Genomic DNA, 15,767 nt, shown 5'->3' with positions numbered 1-15,767 from the left:
GGCTCACCTCCCCATCTCGGGATGCGGGTTCTCGCCGCCGTCCTCAGGGTGCGGATCGCCGCTGTGCGGCGGATCGGGTACGGCGGGCGGCTTGTACCCGGGATGCGCGCCGGTAAGGATGTCGGTCTTGTCCTGTGCGTACTTCCGCAGCTCGGCGGCATTGAGCTGGTCGGTGGCGGCGTACGCGTCCGCGATCGCCGCGATCGCTTCGCCGGCCTTGACGCAGCGTTCGGCGGTGATGTTCAAGACCCGGTCCTGAGCGGTGTCCCGGAGTAGGGTCCAGGCCGCCGCGAGTGGGCTGGGCCCCTCGGCGGTGGCGAACATGGTGTCGTATCGGCCGGTGCGGTGCAGCGCTACCGACGCGAGGGCGAACTGGGCTCCGGCGGATGGCAGTTGCACCACACCGGCTCGCCACAACTCCATGAGGTCGTCGACGGATACCTTTTCGGCCATTGGTTTCCCCCCATTTTGGCGTTGGCGAGACTATCCGCTCACCGCAAGGGTCGTCGAGCCCGAGGGAGAGACCGGCGTCTTCAGCCGACTCGCCCGCCGCCGTCCACGAGCCCCCGCAGGAACGCGTTCGTCTCCGGGTCCACCGCGTACAGGACCGTGCCGCGCATCGCCCGGGTGAGCAGGACCTTGTAAGTGTTCCGGATCAGCCGGTCGGCCACCAGGTCGCTCACGGCCTTCTTCCGGCCGACCTCGGGGTCGGCGTTCCGGGCGCGGACGGTGGTCAGCACACCGTCGCGCACGACGATGTCGGGGCCGAGGATCACGCCGTTCCAGTCGTACTCGAAGCCCTGGGCGGTGTAGACGCAGCCGACCTGGCCGAAGCCGCCCTCCTGGGTCGCCCACAGCGAACTCGGCGGAGCGTCGCCGACCGCGCGGTCGCTCTTGACGTTCCAGGGGCGCGCCCAGTCGCCGACGACGACATCGGGGACGAGGACGTTCCCCTCACGCGGATCGCTCCAGCGCCAGCAGTACCCGGCGGTCATGCGGGCGGTCTCGCCCTCGGCGAGCCGTGCGGCGAGGCGGGCCTCCAGCTCGGCGGGCGAGTCGGCGACCGACAGGTGGAAGCGCTCGTCCCCCGGCCAGGGCGCCGGGGCGTCACCGCGCAGCCCGAGGAGCGCCAGGACCCAGTCCTCGTAGACGCGGCTGCCGCCGTTGCGGAACTGGCCGTCGAGGTCGACCAGGTGCACCTTGTGGCCGCGTGCCTCCGCGTAGGCGGTGATTTCGGCGACCGAGCCCATCTCGCCGCTCTTGACGACCTGGTGCTCGTCGAGGAGGAACACCGGCACGCGCGCGGCGTCGATGAGCTCCTCCAGCTGTGTGCGTCCCGTGTCGCGGAGCGGGGTGGGCGTGTAGCGGTTGACCGAGGTCTCGCGCAGGCGGTGCGCCTCGTCGCAGATGAGGACCTCGAAGTCGTTCTTCTCGGCGGTCATGAACTGGTTGAAGTACTTGAAGAGGCTGCGGACGATGGGCGCGCCCTTCGCCGAGGCCCCGCGCAGCGTCAGCGTGAACGACTTCGAGCCGGTGGCGTGATAGGCGCTGATGTGGCGGCGGTACAGGTCGCCGAGCAGGGAGAGCGCGATGACGCTCTTGCCGCTGCCGGGACCGCCGGACACGATCACGATCTCCTTGGCGTCGGCGCGTTTGGCGCGCAGCACGGCGTCCTGGACGATGCGGTAGGCGATCTGCTGCTCGTCGAGCAGGACGAACTGCTCCTGCTCGCGGATCTCGCGGGCCGCGACCTCCATGAGGCGCTTGGAGGGCCGTACCGGTGAGGCGAGGAAGCGGTCACCGGCGCCGGTGGCGTTGTCGTCGGCGAGGCGCGAGCGCAGGAACGCGATGAACGCGTCCTTCTCGTCGCCGGTGAAGAGCCGCCCGTCCCGATCGGGATGCACCGAGCGGAGCCCCGCCACGTCGGATTCGGAGGCGTTGTGGAGGTAGGCGACGCCGGTGAGTTCGGGGCCGGGGCCGTCGAAGATGCCGAGATGGTGGCGCATGTACTCGCTGTACCCGCGCACCTGGAGGATCGGGTGGAGCTGCGTGGTGGCCATGCCGCCGACGCTCACCAGTCCCGCGTCACCGTCGGTGGGGACGGCCGTCGACCACTGCTTGAGCTCGACCACGACGAAGCTGTCGGCGCCGGTGACGGGGTGGCGCCCGGCGAGGACCACGTCGGCGCGCTTGCTGGTGTTGGGAAGCTGGTACTCGACCAGCATCTCGACCTTGCCGAGCCCGGCATCGGTCAGGTCCCGGGCGAGCGTGGGCAGGCTCGACCGCCAGGAGCGGATCTCGGCGGGCGAGGGCGCGGGTCCCTTGAGGAGACGCAGATGCCCGTCGAGCAGGGCCTCGATCAGGGCCTCCACGGGCGAGGAGAGCACGACGGCGGCGGACGAGCGGTGGGCACGCACGGAATTCCCCCAGGCAGCACGAGATAACTCGTGCGGCGGGGGCGTATCCGGTGGTGGAGAACCGCGGGAAGCCCGTCTGGCCGCATCAATCGGTCGGCATCGAGGCTAACCCATCGGGGACGGTCGGCGGTGCGCCGTCGCGACGCACCCGCCGCCGGGCGCGTCCCTTTCACTGAAGCGATTTTCAGTGGTACGGGCGTTCTGTGGAGATCACCGTGAACCGGATCCGGCCCGCGCGGCGTCTTGATGGGTGGTGAGCGCACCCGTGCTCATCACGCAGTTCAAAACAAACGAATCCGACACCGCCGGGGGCGGGCGGCGCGCTCACACCATGCCGCCCGCCCTTTAAAGCGGTTCGCCGCAAGGGAAGCCGGGATGCGGCCGTTCGTGAGGCGACCCGCCCCGGTTCGGCCGAAATCCCTTCACTTCCCGTCTTCTGGAGTTAGCATCCCCAAATGCTCAAACCCCTCCGTGAGCAGTCGATCTCCCCTGGGCACCTTCCGTCCGTTCTCCCGTCGCTGACCGGGATGCGCTGGTTCGCCGCGCTTCTCGTCTTCGGGCTGCACCTCAATGTCGTGGGCTACTTCGATCCCGATGGCGCGGGACGGGTCGTGCGCGCGATGTTCGGTGCCGGTGGGACCGGTGTCTCCTTCTTCTTCGTGCTCTCCGGGTTCGTGCTGGCCTGGTCGGCGCGGCCGGGTGATTCGGCCGTGCGGTTCTGGCGGCGCAGGTTCGCGCGGGTCTACCCGCTGCACCTGGTGACCGCCGGGCTGGCGCTGGTCCTGGCGCTGTTCCTGATCCCGGACATGATTCCGGCGCCGGACGTGGCGATCGCCAACCTCGGGCTGGTGCATTCCTGGCTCGGCGATCAGTACGACCAGAGCCTGAACCCGGTGAGCTGGTCACTGGCCTGCGAGGCGCTCTTCTACCTGGCGTTTCCGTTGCTGTACGCGGGGATCCGGCGGTTGCGGACGCCCGGGGTGTGGGCCGTGGCCGGACTGAGTGTCGCGCTGGTCGCGGTGACGCCGCTGGTCCTGGAAGCGCGGATGGTCTACTTCTTCGCCCCGGCACGGCTCGCGGAGTTCGTGCTCGGGATCGCCCTGGCCGTCCTGGTGCGCACGGGTGCGTGGCGCGGCCTCGGGTACCCGGTCGCGCTGGCGGCGCTGGCCGCCGGGTACGTCGGCGCGGCCTTCGAACCGGGCTCGTTCCGTTACGCCGCCTGCACTCTGCCCGGTTTCGCGCTGCTGATCGCGGCCGGAGCCGCATCCGATGTGGACGGACGCCGCTCGTGGATGGCGTCGCCGCTCATGGTGCGGCTGGGTGAGCTGTCCTTCGCGTTCTACATGGTCCACATCCTCGTGATGCGCACCGGCGAGTACCTCTGGCGCTCGCACCCGGAGTTGGGCGCGCTGCCCGCGATCGGGCTGACGCTGCTGTCCGGGACGATCGCGCTCGCCTGCTCGTGGGCGCTGCACACGTGCGTCGAGGTGCCGGGGCGGCGGCTTCTGCTGCCGCGTAAGGGAAGGCGGCCCCGGCCGCTGGCCGGGACCGCCTTCGAGGGGGCGAGAGGGGCTTAGCTCATCAGACCTTCTTGGGTCCGCTGATGGGGCCGGCCACGCCGTTGCGGTTGTAGGGCGTGATCGCGTAGGAGTAGTGCTTCTTCGGGTCCGCCGTGGTGTCCACAAAGGACCCGTCGGCGGCCTCGGCGTTGACGCGCGCGATCAGGTTGGTGGCGTCCTGGGTGCCCTCGGTCTCCCAGTGGCGCGGGAGGTCGCGGCCCTCGAAGCGCCACACGGCGTACCAGGCGGTGGTGTCGTCGTGGTGGTGGTGCGCTCCGGAGCGGAAGCACAGTTCGACCGAGCCGTCGCGGCGGCGGTCGGCGTCGATCAGCTTCGGCTTGCGGGGAGTAGCCTCCCGGCTGGCCGAGGGCGGAACCAGTGCGGGGCGCTGGTAGTAGGCGTCCTTGATGATGCCCATGGCATTGAGCTGGTTGGCGCGGACGTCCTTGGCCGAGAAGTAGATGTTCCCGGAGACGTTGGCCAGGTCCCGGCCCAGCTGGACGTGGCGGTCCAGCTCGTGCGGATCGGTGTTCCACTCCGGGCTCTGGGTCGAGGCGTTCACCTTGTAGGTGGCCTCACCGATGTAGAGGTCCACGTCGGTCCCGGCGCAGGTCTCGTTCCACCAGTTGACGATCACGTTGTAGCTGGCCACCGCCAGCGAGTTCGCCCAGTAGACCTGCGGGACGATGTAGTCGATCCAGTTCTCCTTCACCCACTTGCGGGTGTCGGCGTGCAGGGCGTCGTAGGTCGGCGCGCCCGCGCGGGTGTCGGAGCCCAGGACCGGGTCGTCGGCCTTGTTGCGCCACACGCCCGAGGGGCTGATGCCGAACTTCACGCCGGGGGCGTTGGCGCGCAGGCGATCCGAGATCGCCTTCACGAACGCATCCACATTGGACCGGCGCCAGGCGGCCTTGTTGGGGAAGCCCGCGCCGTACTTGGCGAAGGTCGCGTCGTCCTCGAACGGGATCGTGCCCGACGGGTACGGGTAGAAGTAGTCGTCGAAGTGCACGCCGTCGATGTCGTAGTTCTCGGCGGCGTGGCAGATCGCGTTGACGATGTGCTCGCGGGCCTCGGGGATGCCCGGGTCGTAGAAGAGCTGCCCGTTGGTCTTCGGGTACGGCAGCACCCACTCCGGGTGCGCCTTGGCGGGGTGCCCGTCGGCGAGCTTGGAGATGTCGGTGCCGACGTCCCCGGAGACGGTCTTCATGGAGATGCGGAACGGGTTGAACCAGGCGTGCAGCTCCAGGCCGCGCTTGTGGGCCTCCTCGACGGCGAAGCCGAGCGGGTCGTAGCCGGGGTCCTTGCCCTGCGTCCCGGTGATCCAGCGCGACCACGGCTCGTAGGGCGAGGGCCAGAAGGCGTCGGAGGTCGGGCGGACCTGGAACACCACGGTGTTGAATCCGGCGGCGACGGACTCGTCCAGCCAGCGCAGCAGTTCGGCCTTCTGCGTGGCCGCGTCCAGCCCCTGCTTGGAGGGCCAGTCGATGTTGACCACGGTGGAGACCCACGTGGAGCGCAGCTCGTGCTTGGGGAAGGCGGGGTTCGGGGCGACGGCGCTGGTGGCGTCCTCGGCGTGGGCCGCGGTGGCGGACCCGGCGACGGCCGCCGCGCTCAGGGCGGCTGCGCCGACGCCGGCGCCGGCGCGGAAGAGGGTGCGGCGGGAGGTGCCTTCGGTGGGCATGGGCCTTCAAGTCCTTTCCTCGGCTACCCGAACAGTAGAAAACCTTCACCTGCTGGTCAAGGATTCGAGCTTTTCTTCGGCATACTGGTGGCCCGACTTTCCCGGCATGGAGGTCCACAGTGAAACGACGCTCGCTCCTCAAGGGCGCCGCCATCGGCGCGCCCGCCGCCTTACTCCTCGGCACCGGCACCGCCCACGCCGCCGCCTTCTCCGTCGCGGCCACCGAGCAGGTCCAGAACAAGGTCCTCATGTGGGACAAGGACGCCGCCTTCACCGACGCCAACGTCCAGTGGTCCTGGACGCCCGGCGCCGGCGGCTGGTACAACCTCTCCGACATCCGCTTCCGCAACACCGCCGCCTTCGGCGAGGTCGCCCTCGTCGCGGCCTCCGGTGGCAACGTCGGCATCGTGGACAAGACCACCGAGCAGCACCAGGAACTCAACGACGTCCTGTGGACCGGCGCCCCCGGCGGCAACCCCCACGCCATCGAGCGCATCCCCGACATCGGCGCGATCGTGTCGGCGTCCTCCGAGGGCTTCCTCGCCGTCTACGGACCCACCGCCATCAGCGACCCCAGCACCCTCGCGCGCGTCCAGACCGTGACCCTCGCCGGCGCCCACGGCGTCCTCTGGGACCCGTCACTGCGCCACCTGTGGGCGGTGGGCGACAAGACCCTGCGCGCGTACAACGTCACCGGGACCTACCGCAACACAAGGCTGGTCTACGCGAACAAGTCGGTGGCGCTGCCCGGCCTCGGCCACGACCTCCAGCCCGACTACACCGACCCCGGCAAACTCCTCGTCACCGACACCTACGGCGTCTACCGCATCGACACCGCGACCCTCACCCGCACCACCGTGGTGACCGAGGGCTCGGTGAAGTCGTGGGTGCGCCACGCGTCCGGCGAGGACGTGTCGGTGAAAGCCGACGGCGTGGGGTCGCGGACGTGGGGATCGCCGACGGTGCGGCTGTCGGTGGCGGCGGACAAGACGCGCAGTGGGGCGGAGTTTTACAAGGCGCGGATCTATACGACGGCGTTCGAGTAGCCCTCGGTCAGGTGGGACGCGGGCCGTAGACCTCCTCGCCGAGGGTGCGGGACTTGGTGGTGTAGTCGGCGAGGAGGGACGCGAACGCCGCCTGTGCCTCGGCGGTGAAGCCGTCCTCGTCGAGCCGCCGGGTGACCCGCTTCGCGAGGCTCACCCGCCAGTCCCGCCAGCCCGTGGTCGTCACGGTGATGTGGCGCGAGCGGCCTTCGAGCGCGAGAGCGTCCCTTCGCGTCTCGAAGGCGCGCCTCTTGGGGAGCGTGGACTCGGTGGCGGTGACCTCGCGTCCCAGCGCCTTGGAGAGCGCGGCGAGAGAGGCACGGCGGCGGCCCGTCCACACGAGCTGGGCGAGGGCGGCGAGCTGGCGTTCGAGAGCGGGCTCGGACTCGGTGTAGAACTCGTAGGCGCCCGGGCGGAAGGCGAGCGCGAGACCGTCGCGGGTGAGGGTGGCGGTGATGGCGCCGTCGGGGGACTTGACGGTGAGGGTGAGGCGGGCGATGAGGGTGGCGTAGGTGGACATCAGGAGGCTCCGGGGGTGGGGACGGGGCCTTGCCCGGTGTGGTCGAGATGGATCTCGGTGGCGGTGTCGACGGCGGACTCCGGTCGAGCGCAGTCCGTCACCGCGATGCGCCCGTCATCGAGTCGGTCGGTGTTCTCGGAGCCGCCCGCGCAGCCGCCCACGATCTCGCCCGAGGAACCACGGAAGAGGACGAACGTATTGGTGTAGACGCTGCTGATCTCGCCGGAAACCCGAAACGCCACCGTGGCGCGCGGGGGGTCCAGATGGGTGACGGTGACGTCCGTGACCAGCAGTGTGGACAGCCTGGCGTCGGTGTCTCCGGTGTCGCGCCACCAGTCCGTGTGGCCGACCGTGGCCCGCAGGTCGCCGATCATGGCCACCGTCCACCGCTGCGTCAGGTCGATGAAGATGCCGCCCAAGACGGCCTTCCCGCCCGCGGGTACGCGGTGGGCGGTGAGCTCGGTGGTCGCACCGGGGATCGGCGTGCCGAACAGGTCGTAGGCGGTCAGCTGGACTCGGGCGTCGCTGGCAAGGAGGTCACTCGTGTTGGTCAGGACGAGGCCGTAGCTGATCAGACCGTAGTCGTCCGTCTCGATGGTCGTGCGGCCGAACTCCGTCACAGAGAGGGGCTGCCCCGCCGGTGGTGGGACCGGGCTGGCCGTCGCGGACGGGGTCGCTGCGGGTTTCTCGCCGGAATCGTCGTTCCAGCTGATGACGATGGGCACGATGGCCAGCAGTACCATCCCGGCCAGGGCCAGGCCGATCCAGCGCGAGCGAGGGGTTTCGGGCTTTTCGGGTGATTCCTCGATGTCGGTCATCAGGTCACTCCGTTTCCGAGGGCGGGACGAAGTCGTCCAGGTAGGACTTCGGCAGTGACCCCGAGCCGTCAGGTGCCCACTCGATCGGTGTCGTGCCACCGCCGACCGATGGGCCGATCAGCTGGCGGCCGATCTCGCCGCCGGGGTTCATCTGCTCGGTGAAGGCCTGAATCGACAAGCGAACCTTCTCTTCGGCGTCGAGGAGATCGGTCTCCATCGTGCCGATGACGTCGACGAGGCTGTCCCGAAGCGTCCACTTGTCGTGCGGGTCGAGAGCGACCTCCCGATTGTCGGCCGCGTGGCCGCTGATGAGCGCCGCGCCCGAGGACCCGGCCGCGGCTATCGCGGTGGCCCCGAGCGCCGCCACCGACAGTCCGGGCGCCAGGGCGGTCGCACCACCGGAGGCGATGGCCGCGACAACCGTCAGGAACACCGCGATCCCGGGTGAGCTGATGTCCTCCGAGGTGTCGATACCGGCGTCCAGGCCGGCCACGAGATCCCACAGGTCCCGCCGGGAGTTGATGTAGACCTGCTGGTGGGCCCCGGCGGCCAGATTCAGGTAGTCGAAGAGCAGCCGCTGGGACGCGATGGTGTTCCCGCCGGGCCTGAAGTGCTTGATGAACGCGTTGAAGGCGGTCGCCGCGGTACCGGTCCATGGTTCGACCTTCGCGGCGACGTCCTCCGCCGTGATGGTGACGACTCCCTTCGGGACGCCCGTGAAGCCGGGGTCGGAAGGCGCGATGGTGCTCTTCTCGGCCCCGGTCATGGCCGCGAGGGAGGCATAAGCCTGGAAGGCCTCCTCGAAGGCGTCCGGATCCGGTCCGGCCATGGCCATCAACCGGGGCTTGATCTCCGTCAGGACGCCCATTCCACGGGCGACCTTCATGCGTGCGAAGACGCGATCGATCTCCGCCGACAGCCGGCCGGGAAAGTCAGCTCCCATCACATCCACGTCGGTCACCGGTCGCTCTCCTCGCGCCGCTCGATGTGGGTGGGGATGCCGTCCTGCAGGGATGCGGCCTTGACCAGGTTGGCCGCGGCTTCCTTGTCGGTGGTGGCGTAGGCGTACGCGATCAGCCGGAGGACGTCTCCGGCGTCGGTGATGTTCTGTTTCGACGACCGCAGGACCAGGAGCAGGGCACCCATCGCGTCAGGCCAGGCGGTCGCGGTGCCCGCCCTGGTCAGACCGCCGTGCAGGCTCATGAGCCTGGCCGTGGTGTTCTCCATCGCCTGGTAGGCGTCGGCGATCTCGGGCAAGAGCACCGCCCCCGCCTCGTGTATCGCTTTCAAATCCGCGCTCAAGGTCATTTCGGGCACTACCTTTCACGTACGGGCACTTCCGGCACCCTAACAACCCTCGGCCACCCCTTCGCTACCCTCGCCGCATGCCGGATCTCGCCTCCCTCACCGCCGATCTCCGCGCCTTCGCCGCCGCTCGCGGCTGGCAGCGGTACCACCGCCCCAAGAACCTCGCGATGGCGCTCGCCGGCGAGGCCGGTGAGCTCGCCGCCGAGTTCCAGTGGCTCACCCCCGAGGAGGCCGAGGCGCTCACCCCCGAAAAGCGGGAGCTCGTCGCCGGGGAGATGGCCGATGTGCTGCACTACCTCGCGCGGCTGGCCGACGTGCTGGACATCGACCTCATCGACGCCGCTCGCAAGAAGATGGCCAGGAACGCCGAGCGGTTCCCGATTCGCGAGAGCGGGGTCACGTCCACGGACCCGGTCACCTGACGGGCACCTCTCAGGAACGCCTCACCGACCGGCTGTGATAATCCGGCCGTGGCCGACTCCAGTGGTGCTCCGAACTCCAGGACAGAGAACTCGCGCGAGCTCTTCGAGCGCGCCTCGCGCATCGTCCCCGGTGGCGTGAACTCGCCGGTCCGGGCGTTCCGCTCGGTCGGGGGGACGCCGCGCTTCATGGTCTCCGGTGCGGGCTGCCGGATGACCGACGCCGACGGCAACACGTACGTGGACCTGGTGTGCTCGTGGGGGCCGCTGATCGTGGGGCACGCGCATCCGCACGTCATCGACGCCGTGGGCAGGGCCGCGGCGAAGGGCACCTCTTTCGGGACGCCGACGCCGGGCGAGGTGGCGCTGGCCGAGGAGCTGACCGCGCGGACGGGCGTCGACAAGATCCGCCTGGTGAACTCCGGGACGGAGGCGACGATGAGCGCGCTGCGCCTGGCGCGCGCCGCCACCGGGCGGACGAAGATCGTCAAGTTCGCCGGGTGCTACCACGGGCACGTCGACCCGCTGCTGGCCAGCGCGGGATCGGGTGTGCTGACGCTGGCGCTGCCCGACTCGCCGGGTGTCGTCGGGACCGACGAGACGATCGTCCTTCCTTATAACGACGTGGACGCGGTGAAGCGGGCGTTCGCGGAGAACCCCGGGCAGATCGCGTGCGTCATCACCGAGGCCGCCGCGGGGAACATGGGCGTCGTCGCGCCCAGGGACGGCTTCAACCGCGAGCTCGCCGCGATCGCCCACGCCGACGGCGCGCTGGTGATCCTCGACGAGGTCATGACCGGCTTCCGGGTCTCGAAGAACGGCTGGTCGGGCTACTCCGGCGACACCGCCGACCTCTACACCTACGGCAAGGTCATGGGCGGGGGACTGCCCGCCGCCGCGTTCGGTGGACGCGATGAGCTCATGAGCCGGATGGCGCCCGAAGGACCCGTCTACCAGGCGGGGACGCTGTCCGGCAACCCGCTCGCCTGCGCGGCGGGCCTCGCCACGCTCGAACTGTGCACCGACGAGCTGTACGCGAAGCTCGACGCGACGTCCGTCACCCTCCAGGGGCTGGCCACCAAGGCGCTCGCCGAGGCGGGTGTGCCGCACCGGGTGTCGACGGCCGGGAACATGTTCAGCGTGTTCTTCACCGACGCCGACGTGCCCAACCTCGAAGCCGCGCAGACGCAGGACGCGGCGGCCTACCGGGCGTTCTTCCACGCGATGCTCGACCGGGGCGTGTACCTGCCGCCGAGCGCCTACGAGGCGTGGTTCGTCTCCGGCGCGCTCGACGACGACGCCCTGGGGCTCATCGCCGACGCCCTCCCGCACGCGGCACGTGCTGCGGCTAAGGTCGCAAAGTGAGAACCGACGGTACCGAGACCACCGTGGTGCACGTGCTGCGCCACGGGGAGGTGCACAACCCGGAGCGCATCCTCTACGGGCGCATCCCGGGCTACCGCCTCTCCACCCTCGGCGAGCAGATGGCCGAGGCCGCGTCCAAGGCCCTCGACGGTCATGACGTGACCTATGTCGTCGCCTCGCCGCTGGAGCGCGCGCAGCAGACCGCCGAGCCGTTCGCGCGGCGTTTCGGCGTGCAGACCGCCGCCGACGAGGACCTCATCGAATCGGAGAACTTCTTCGAGGGCAAGGTCGTCTCCGTCGGGGACGGCGCGCTGCGCGACCCGCGCAACTGGTGGCGGCTGCGCGACCCGTTCACCCCGTCCTGGGGCGAGCCGTACCGCGTCATCGCCAAGCGCATGTTCACCGCGCTGCACGCCGCGCGCGTCAAGGCGCAGGGACACGAGGCGGTCGCCGTCTCCCACCAGCTGCCGATCTGGACGCTGCGGCGCTTCGCCGAGGGCAAGAAGCTGTGGCACGACCCGCGGCGGCGGCAGTGCGCCCTCGCCAGCCTGACGTCCTTCCGCTTCGAGGGCTCCAAACTCGTCGGCATCGACTACTCCGAACCCGCCGCCGCGCTCATCGCCACCTCCAAGACCGCCGCCAAGGCCAAGGGCGCCTGATGCGGCGACGGGCACTCCTCTCGTCGGCCGCCCTCGGCGGCCTGGCGCTGGTCCTGACCGCGTGCGGCTCCGGTGGCGCGGCCGCCACCAACCAGCAGCGCTTCGTCTCCCAGGACGGGCAGACCACCCGCTACCCCAAGGGCGAGCGGCCGCAGGCGCCCGCCATGAAGGGCGAGGACGTCGCGGGCAGCCCGCTGGACGCCGCCTCGCACGCGGGCAAGGTCCTCGTCATCAACTTCTGGGCGTCCTGGTGCCCGCCCTGCCGGCTGGAGGGCCCCGAGCTGGTCACGGTCGCCGCGGCCGTCCCCGAGGCGCAGTTCCTGGGCATCAACATCCGCGACGAGCGGGACAAGGCGGAGGCCTTCGAGAAGGGCCTCGGCGTCACCTACCCCAGCTTCTGGGACCCCTCCGGGCGCATCGCGCTCGGCTTCGAGGACGTCCCGCCGACCACGATCCCCGCGACGATCATCATCGACCGCGAGGGCGGCGTGGCCGCCATCTTCCGCAAGGGCCTGATCGGCTCCGAGCTCCAGCCCGTCCTCGCCGAGATCGTGGCCGAGACCTGAAAGTCGATCACTCCCGCTCTGGTTCTACGATGTGTCGAACTTTCTTGCCGCCCAAAGGAGAGGAGGCCGCGCCGTGAACGGCTTCTCCGACGTCGCCTCGTCGGGTCCCCTCCTCCTCGCCATCGGCGTGGCCGCGCTGGCCGGGCTGGTCAGCTTCGCCTCGCCGTGCATCCTCCCGCTCGTGCCCGGTTACCTCTCCTACGTGACCGGCCTGGCGGGCAGCGACCTCGACTCCGGACGCCGCCGCGGCCGCATCCTGGCCGGCTGCGCGCTGTTCATCGCCGGGTTCACCGTCGTCTTCACGATCCTGAGCTTCGCCTTCGCCCAGATCGGCCGGACGCTCCTGGTCAACCAGGCCGTCGTCGAGCGCGTCATCGGCGTCGGGATCATCGTCCTCGGCGTGATCTTCCTCGGGATCATCCCGGGGACGCAGGGCATGTGGCGCTCGCAGCGCAAACTGCCCGACGCCGGGCTGATCGGCGCGCCCGTGCTGGGCGCGGTCTTCGCGCTGTCGTGGACGCCGTGCCTGTCGCCGACGCTGGGCGCGGTGCTGGGCATGTCGGCGGTCTCGGGACAGGCCGGGCGCGGTGTCGTCCTCGCCGTCGCCTACTGCCTCGGGCTGGGCCTGCCGTTCCTGGCCTTCGGCCTGGGCTTCCGCAAGCTCCTGGGCGTGTTCTCCTTCATCCGCCGCCACAGCCGCTGGGTGACCGCCGTCGGCGGTGTCCTGCTGATCCTGGTCGGCCTGGCCCTCGTCACCGGCGTGTGGGCCGACTTCAACAACTGGCTGCGCGCCGAGATCGGGCCCGGGGAGGTCGGGATATGACCGTGGATGCGCCCCCGCGTCCCGCGAAGGGCAAGAAGTCGCCGAGGGCGGTCTCGCTGGCCCGCAAGTGGTGGGGCCAGCTCACCTCGATGCGCACCGCGCTGATCCTGCTGTTCGCGCTGGCCGTGGCCGCCGTGCCCGGCTCGATCCTGCCGCAGCGCTCGGTGAACGTGGAGAACGTCGGCAAGTACTTCACCGACCACCCGCAGGCCGCGCCGATCATGGACCGGCTGTGGCTGTTCGACGTGTACTCCGCGCCCTGGTTCGCCGCGATCTACGGGCTGCTGTTCGTCTCCCTCGTCGGCTGCCTCATCCCGCGCCTGCGCGAGCACGTCGACGCCATCCGCCGCCGCCCGCCGGACGCCCCGGCGCGGCTGTCGCTGATGCCGCAGCACGACGAGTGGGAGTCCGGGGCCGGCGCGGCGAAACTGGCCGGGGTCCTCAAGGCGCGCCGCTTCCGGGTGGAGACCCGTGAGCACGCCGACGGCTCGGTCACCGTGTCCGGCGAGAAGGGCTACCTGCGCGAGACCGGGAACCTGATCTTCCACTTCGCCCTGCTCGGGCTGCTGGTGGGCGTGGCCGTCGGCGCCCTGTACGGCTGGCACGGCAACCGCATCCTGGGCGCCGGTGCCGACGCCGCCTTCTGCAACAACCTCCAGCAGTACGACGACTACGGGCTCGGCCCCAACATCTCGGCGGCGGACCTGCCGAAGTTCTGCGTCCAGCTCGACGGATTCAAGGCCGAGTACCTGGACAACGGGCAGCCGGTCACCTACGCCGCCGACGTGCTCTACGGCGAGGGCGGCGAGGCCCCCACGGAGAAGTTCCACCTGGAGGTGAACGAGCCGCTGCGGATGGGCGCGGCCAACCTCTACCTCCTCGGGCAGGGCTACACCCCCGTCCTCACCTACACCGACGCGCAGGGCAACACGCAGGTCTCGCGGACGCCGTTCCTGCCGATGAACGCCTCCATGCTCTCCGAGGGCGTGGCGACGTTCCCCGACGCCAACCTCTCGGCGACCGGGCAGCGCGACCGGACGCGGCAGATGGCCTTCGAGGGCATGTTCCTGCCCACCGCCCCCGAGCAGGCGCCCTACACGACCTCGCTGTTCCCCGACTCCCGCAACCCCGGCGTCATGCTCTTCCCCTACGTCGGCGACCTCGGCCTGGACAACGGCAAGCCCGGCTCGGTCTACGCCCTGGACCGGCGGCAGGTCGCCACCGGCCAGCTCAAGCCCATGCAGGTGGGCTTCTTCCTCAAGCAGGGCGAGTCGAAGACCCTGGAGGACGGCTCGACCGTCACCTTCACCGGGCTGGAGCGCTGGATCACCGTCCAGGCCCGCTCCGACCCGGGCGAGCCGGTGGTGCTGTGGTCGGCGATCGCCGTGCTGGCCGGGCTCCTGCCGTCGCTGACCGTCAAACGCCGCCGCGTGTGGTTCCGCGTCCGCGGCGACAACGTCACCGCGGGCGGTCTCGCCCGCACCGAGAATCCCGGCTTCGCCACCGAGTTCGGCGACATCGTCGCCAGCGCGAAGGAGACCTGATGGGCGACGTGAACGCGACCTACGCCTCACTGTCGGACAAGCTGTTCATCGCCACGATCGTGCTGTACGCCGTGGCGATGCTCGGCTACGCACTGGAGTACGCGTTCGGTCGCCGGGCGGTGAAGGCGGAGGCGAAGGTCCTGGCCGGCGCCGGTGGCCCCGACGTGACCGAGGAGGAGACCGCCGGCGGTCACGTCAACGAGCGCGCCGAGCGCCTCGGCATCACCATGAACCAGGCCAACCGGGCCGGGCAGGTCGCCCTCGTGCTGACCTGGATCGGCGCGGTCCTGCACGCCGCCTGCCTGGTGCTGCGCGCGGTCTCGGTGGGACGCGTGCCGTGGGGCAACATGTACGAGTTCATCATCGCGGTGGTGCTCGTCGGGGTGTGCACCTGGCTGTACGTGGTCACCGCCGGGCACGCCGCCCGCCGCATCGGGCTGTTCGTGACGCTGGTGGCGATCCTGCTGCTGGGCACCGCGACGCGGCTCTACACCGAGGCGCAGCCGCTGGTCCCGGCGCTCAACTCGTACTGGATCGCCATCCACGTGACGGCGGCCGTCATCGCCTCCGGCATCTTCATGGTCGGCTTCGTCCCGGCCGCCCTCCAGCTCATCCGCCGCCGCTACGACACGGTGACCGCGAAGGGCGGGCGGCTGCGCTTCCCGATCACCCTGGGCGCGCGCCTGCCCGAGGTGGCCAATCTGGAGCGGCTGGTCTTCAAGCTGCACGTCTTCGCGTTCCCGCTGTGGACCTTCGGCGTCATCGCGGGCGCGGTGTGGGCCGAGCGCGCCTGGGGCCGCTACTGGGGCTGGGACCCCAAGGAGGTCTGGTCCTTCATCGCGTGGGTGGTCTACGCGGGCTACCTGCACGCGCGCGCGACCGGCCCCGGCGGACGCCGGCTCGCCCCGTGGATCGTGATCCTGGGCTGGCTGACGATGATCGTCAACCTCTTCGGGATCAACCTGGTGGTCACCGGACTGCACTCCTACGCGGGCGTGTAGTTCCCTCCCGCGCACGAACGGCCCGCGCCTCAACAGGCGCGGGC

The 15,767-nt window shown here is 70.2% G+C and carries 16 protein-coding genes; 9 read left to right on the top strand and 7 right to left on the bottom strand.

Annotation, left to right across the window (positions count from 1 at the left end):
• Positions 1 to 3: 3 nt before the first annotated feature.
• Positions 4 to 453: a hypothetical protein gene (locus QSK10_RS09565; protein ID WP_285662264.1), complete on the bottom strand. Its 450-nt coding sequence runs from the start codon at positions 451 to 453 to the stop codon at positions 4 to 6.
• A gap of 80 nt (positions 454 to 533) precedes the next feature.
• Complete coding sequence (locus QSK10_RS09560) at positions 534 to 2,417, bottom strand: DUF2075 domain-containing protein (RefSeq protein WP_285662263.1); 1,884 nt, start codon at positions 2,415 to 2,417, stop codon at positions 534 to 536.
• A gap of 455 nt (positions 2,418 to 2,872) precedes the next feature.
• Here QSK10_RS09560 and QSK10_RS09555 point away from each other — a divergent pair, with 455 nt between their 5' ends.
• Positions 2,873 to 3,994: an acyltransferase family protein gene (locus tag QSK10_RS09555; protein ID WP_285662262.1), complete on the top strand. Its 1,122-nt coding sequence runs from the start codon at positions 2,873 to 2,875 to the stop codon at positions 3,992 to 3,994.
• Between the two features lie 4 nt (positions 3,995 to 3,998).
• On the opposite strand, the gene QSK10_RS09550 is transcribed toward QSK10_RS09555, so the two are convergent.
• The gene (locus tag QSK10_RS09550; protein ID WP_285662261.1) at positions 3,999 to 5,657 is read right to left on the bottom strand and encodes a glycoside hydrolase family 10-like protein; all 1,659 of its coding nucleotides are present in this window, start codon (positions 5,655 to 5,657) and stop codon (positions 3,999 to 4,001) included.
• 119 nt (positions 5,658 to 5,776) lie between these two features.
• Between QSK10_RS09550 and QSK10_RS09545 the strand changes: the two genes are divergently transcribed.
• Positions 5,777 to 6,703, top strand: coding sequence for a DUF6528 family protein (locus QSK10_RS09545; RefSeq protein WP_285662260.1), 927 nt, complete (start codon positions 5,777 to 5,779; stop codon positions 6,701 to 6,703).
• Between the two features lie 7 nt (positions 6,704 to 6,710).
• On the opposite strand, the gene QSK10_RS09540 is transcribed toward QSK10_RS09545, so the two are convergent.
• The 4 genes from QSK10_RS09540 to QSK10_RS09525 are packed head-to-tail and all read right to left on the bottom strand — an operon-like array spanning position 6,711 to position 9,301.
• Positions 6,711 to 7,220 carry a hypothetical protein gene (locus QSK10_RS09540; protein ID WP_285662259.1) on the bottom strand — a complete coding sequence of 170 codons (510 nt, stop codon included), beginning with the start codon at positions 7,218 to 7,220 and terminating at the stop codon, positions 6,711 to 6,713.
• A complete protein-coding gene (locus tag QSK10_RS09535) occupies positions 7,220 to 8,038 on the bottom strand; it encodes a hypothetical protein (RefSeq protein WP_285662258.1) in 819 nt (272 codons plus the stop codon). Before QSK10_RS09535 ends, QSK10_RS09540 begins: the two co-directional genes overlap by 1 nt.
• A gap of 4 nt (positions 8,039 to 8,042) precedes the next feature.
• Positions 8,043 to 8,999, bottom strand: coding sequence for a hypothetical protein (locus tag QSK10_RS09530; RefSeq protein WP_285662257.1), 957 nt, complete (start codon positions 8,997 to 8,999; stop codon positions 8,043 to 8,045).
• A complete protein-coding gene (locus tag QSK10_RS09525; RefSeq protein ID WP_285662256.1) occupies positions 8,996 to 9,301 on the bottom strand; it encodes a hypothetical protein in 306 nt (101 codons plus the stop codon). Before QSK10_RS09525 ends, QSK10_RS09530 begins: the two co-directional genes overlap by 4 nt.
• Positions 9,302 to 9,423: 122 nt before the next feature.
• On the opposite strand from QSK10_RS09525, the gene QSK10_RS09520 reads away from it, so the two are divergent.
• The 7 genes from QSK10_RS09520 to ccsB all read left to right on the top strand — a co-directional run bounded on the left by QSK10_RS09520 (position 9,424) and on the right by ccsB (position 15,723).
• Positions 9,424 to 9,768, top strand: a complete 345-nt coding sequence (locus tag QSK10_RS09520) for a nucleotide pyrophosphohydrolase (RefSeq protein WP_285662255.1) — start codon at positions 9,424 to 9,426, stop codon at positions 9,766 to 9,768.
• Between the two features lie 48 nt (positions 9,769 to 9,816).
• Positions 9,817 to 11,130 carry a glutamate-1-semialdehyde 2,1-aminomutase gene (gene hemL / locus QSK10_RS09515; RefSeq protein WP_285662254.1) on the top strand — a complete coding sequence of 438 codons (1,314 nt, stop codon included), beginning with the start codon at positions 9,817 to 9,819 and terminating at the stop codon, positions 11,128 to 11,130.
• 23 nt (positions 11,131 to 11,153) lie between these two features.
• Positions 11,154 to 11,789 (top strand): histidine phosphatase family protein, encoded by a 636-nt coding sequence (locus QSK10_RS09510; protein WP_285662952.1) that lies wholly within the window; start codon positions 11,154 to 11,156, stop codon positions 11,787 to 11,789.
• Positions 11,789 to 12,355, top strand: a complete 567-nt coding sequence (locus QSK10_RS09505) for a TlpA family protein disulfide reductase (protein ID WP_285662253.1) — start codon at positions 11,789 to 11,791, stop codon at positions 12,353 to 12,355. The genes QSK10_RS09510 and QSK10_RS09505 overlap by 1 nt, the downstream gene beginning before the upstream one ends.
• 73 nt (positions 12,356 to 12,428) lie before the next feature.
• Positions 12,429 to 13,178, top strand: a complete 750-nt coding sequence (locus QSK10_RS09500) for a cytochrome c biogenesis CcdA family protein (protein WP_432705304.1) — start codon at positions 12,429 to 12,431, stop codon at positions 13,176 to 13,178.
• Positions 13,175 to 14,722, top strand: coding sequence for a cytochrome c biogenesis protein ResB (gene resB, locus QSK10_RS09495; protein ID WP_285662252.1), 1,548 nt, complete (start codon positions 13,175 to 13,177; stop codon positions 14,720 to 14,722). Before QSK10_RS09500 ends, resB begins: the two co-directional genes overlap by 4 nt.
• Positions 14,722 to 15,723 carry a c-type cytochrome biogenesis protein CcsB gene (gene ccsB, locus QSK10_RS09490; protein WP_285662251.1) on the top strand — a complete coding sequence of 334 codons (1,002 nt, stop codon included), beginning with the start codon at positions 14,722 to 14,724 and terminating at the stop codon, positions 15,721 to 15,723. The genes resB and ccsB overlap by 1 nt, the downstream gene beginning before the upstream one ends.
• Positions 15,724 to 15,767: the final 44 nt, after the last annotated feature.

It is taken from the genome of Actinorhabdospora filicis, from assembly GCF_030269765.1.
In the GTDB taxonomy this organism is placed as follows: domain Bacteria; phylum Actinomycetota; class Actinomycetes; order Mycobacteriales; family Micromonosporaceae; genus Actinorhabdospora; species Actinorhabdospora filicis.
The sequence above is the reverse complement of the archived record's forward strand: the minus strand, read 5'-3'. Positions and strand labels throughout refer to the sequence as shown.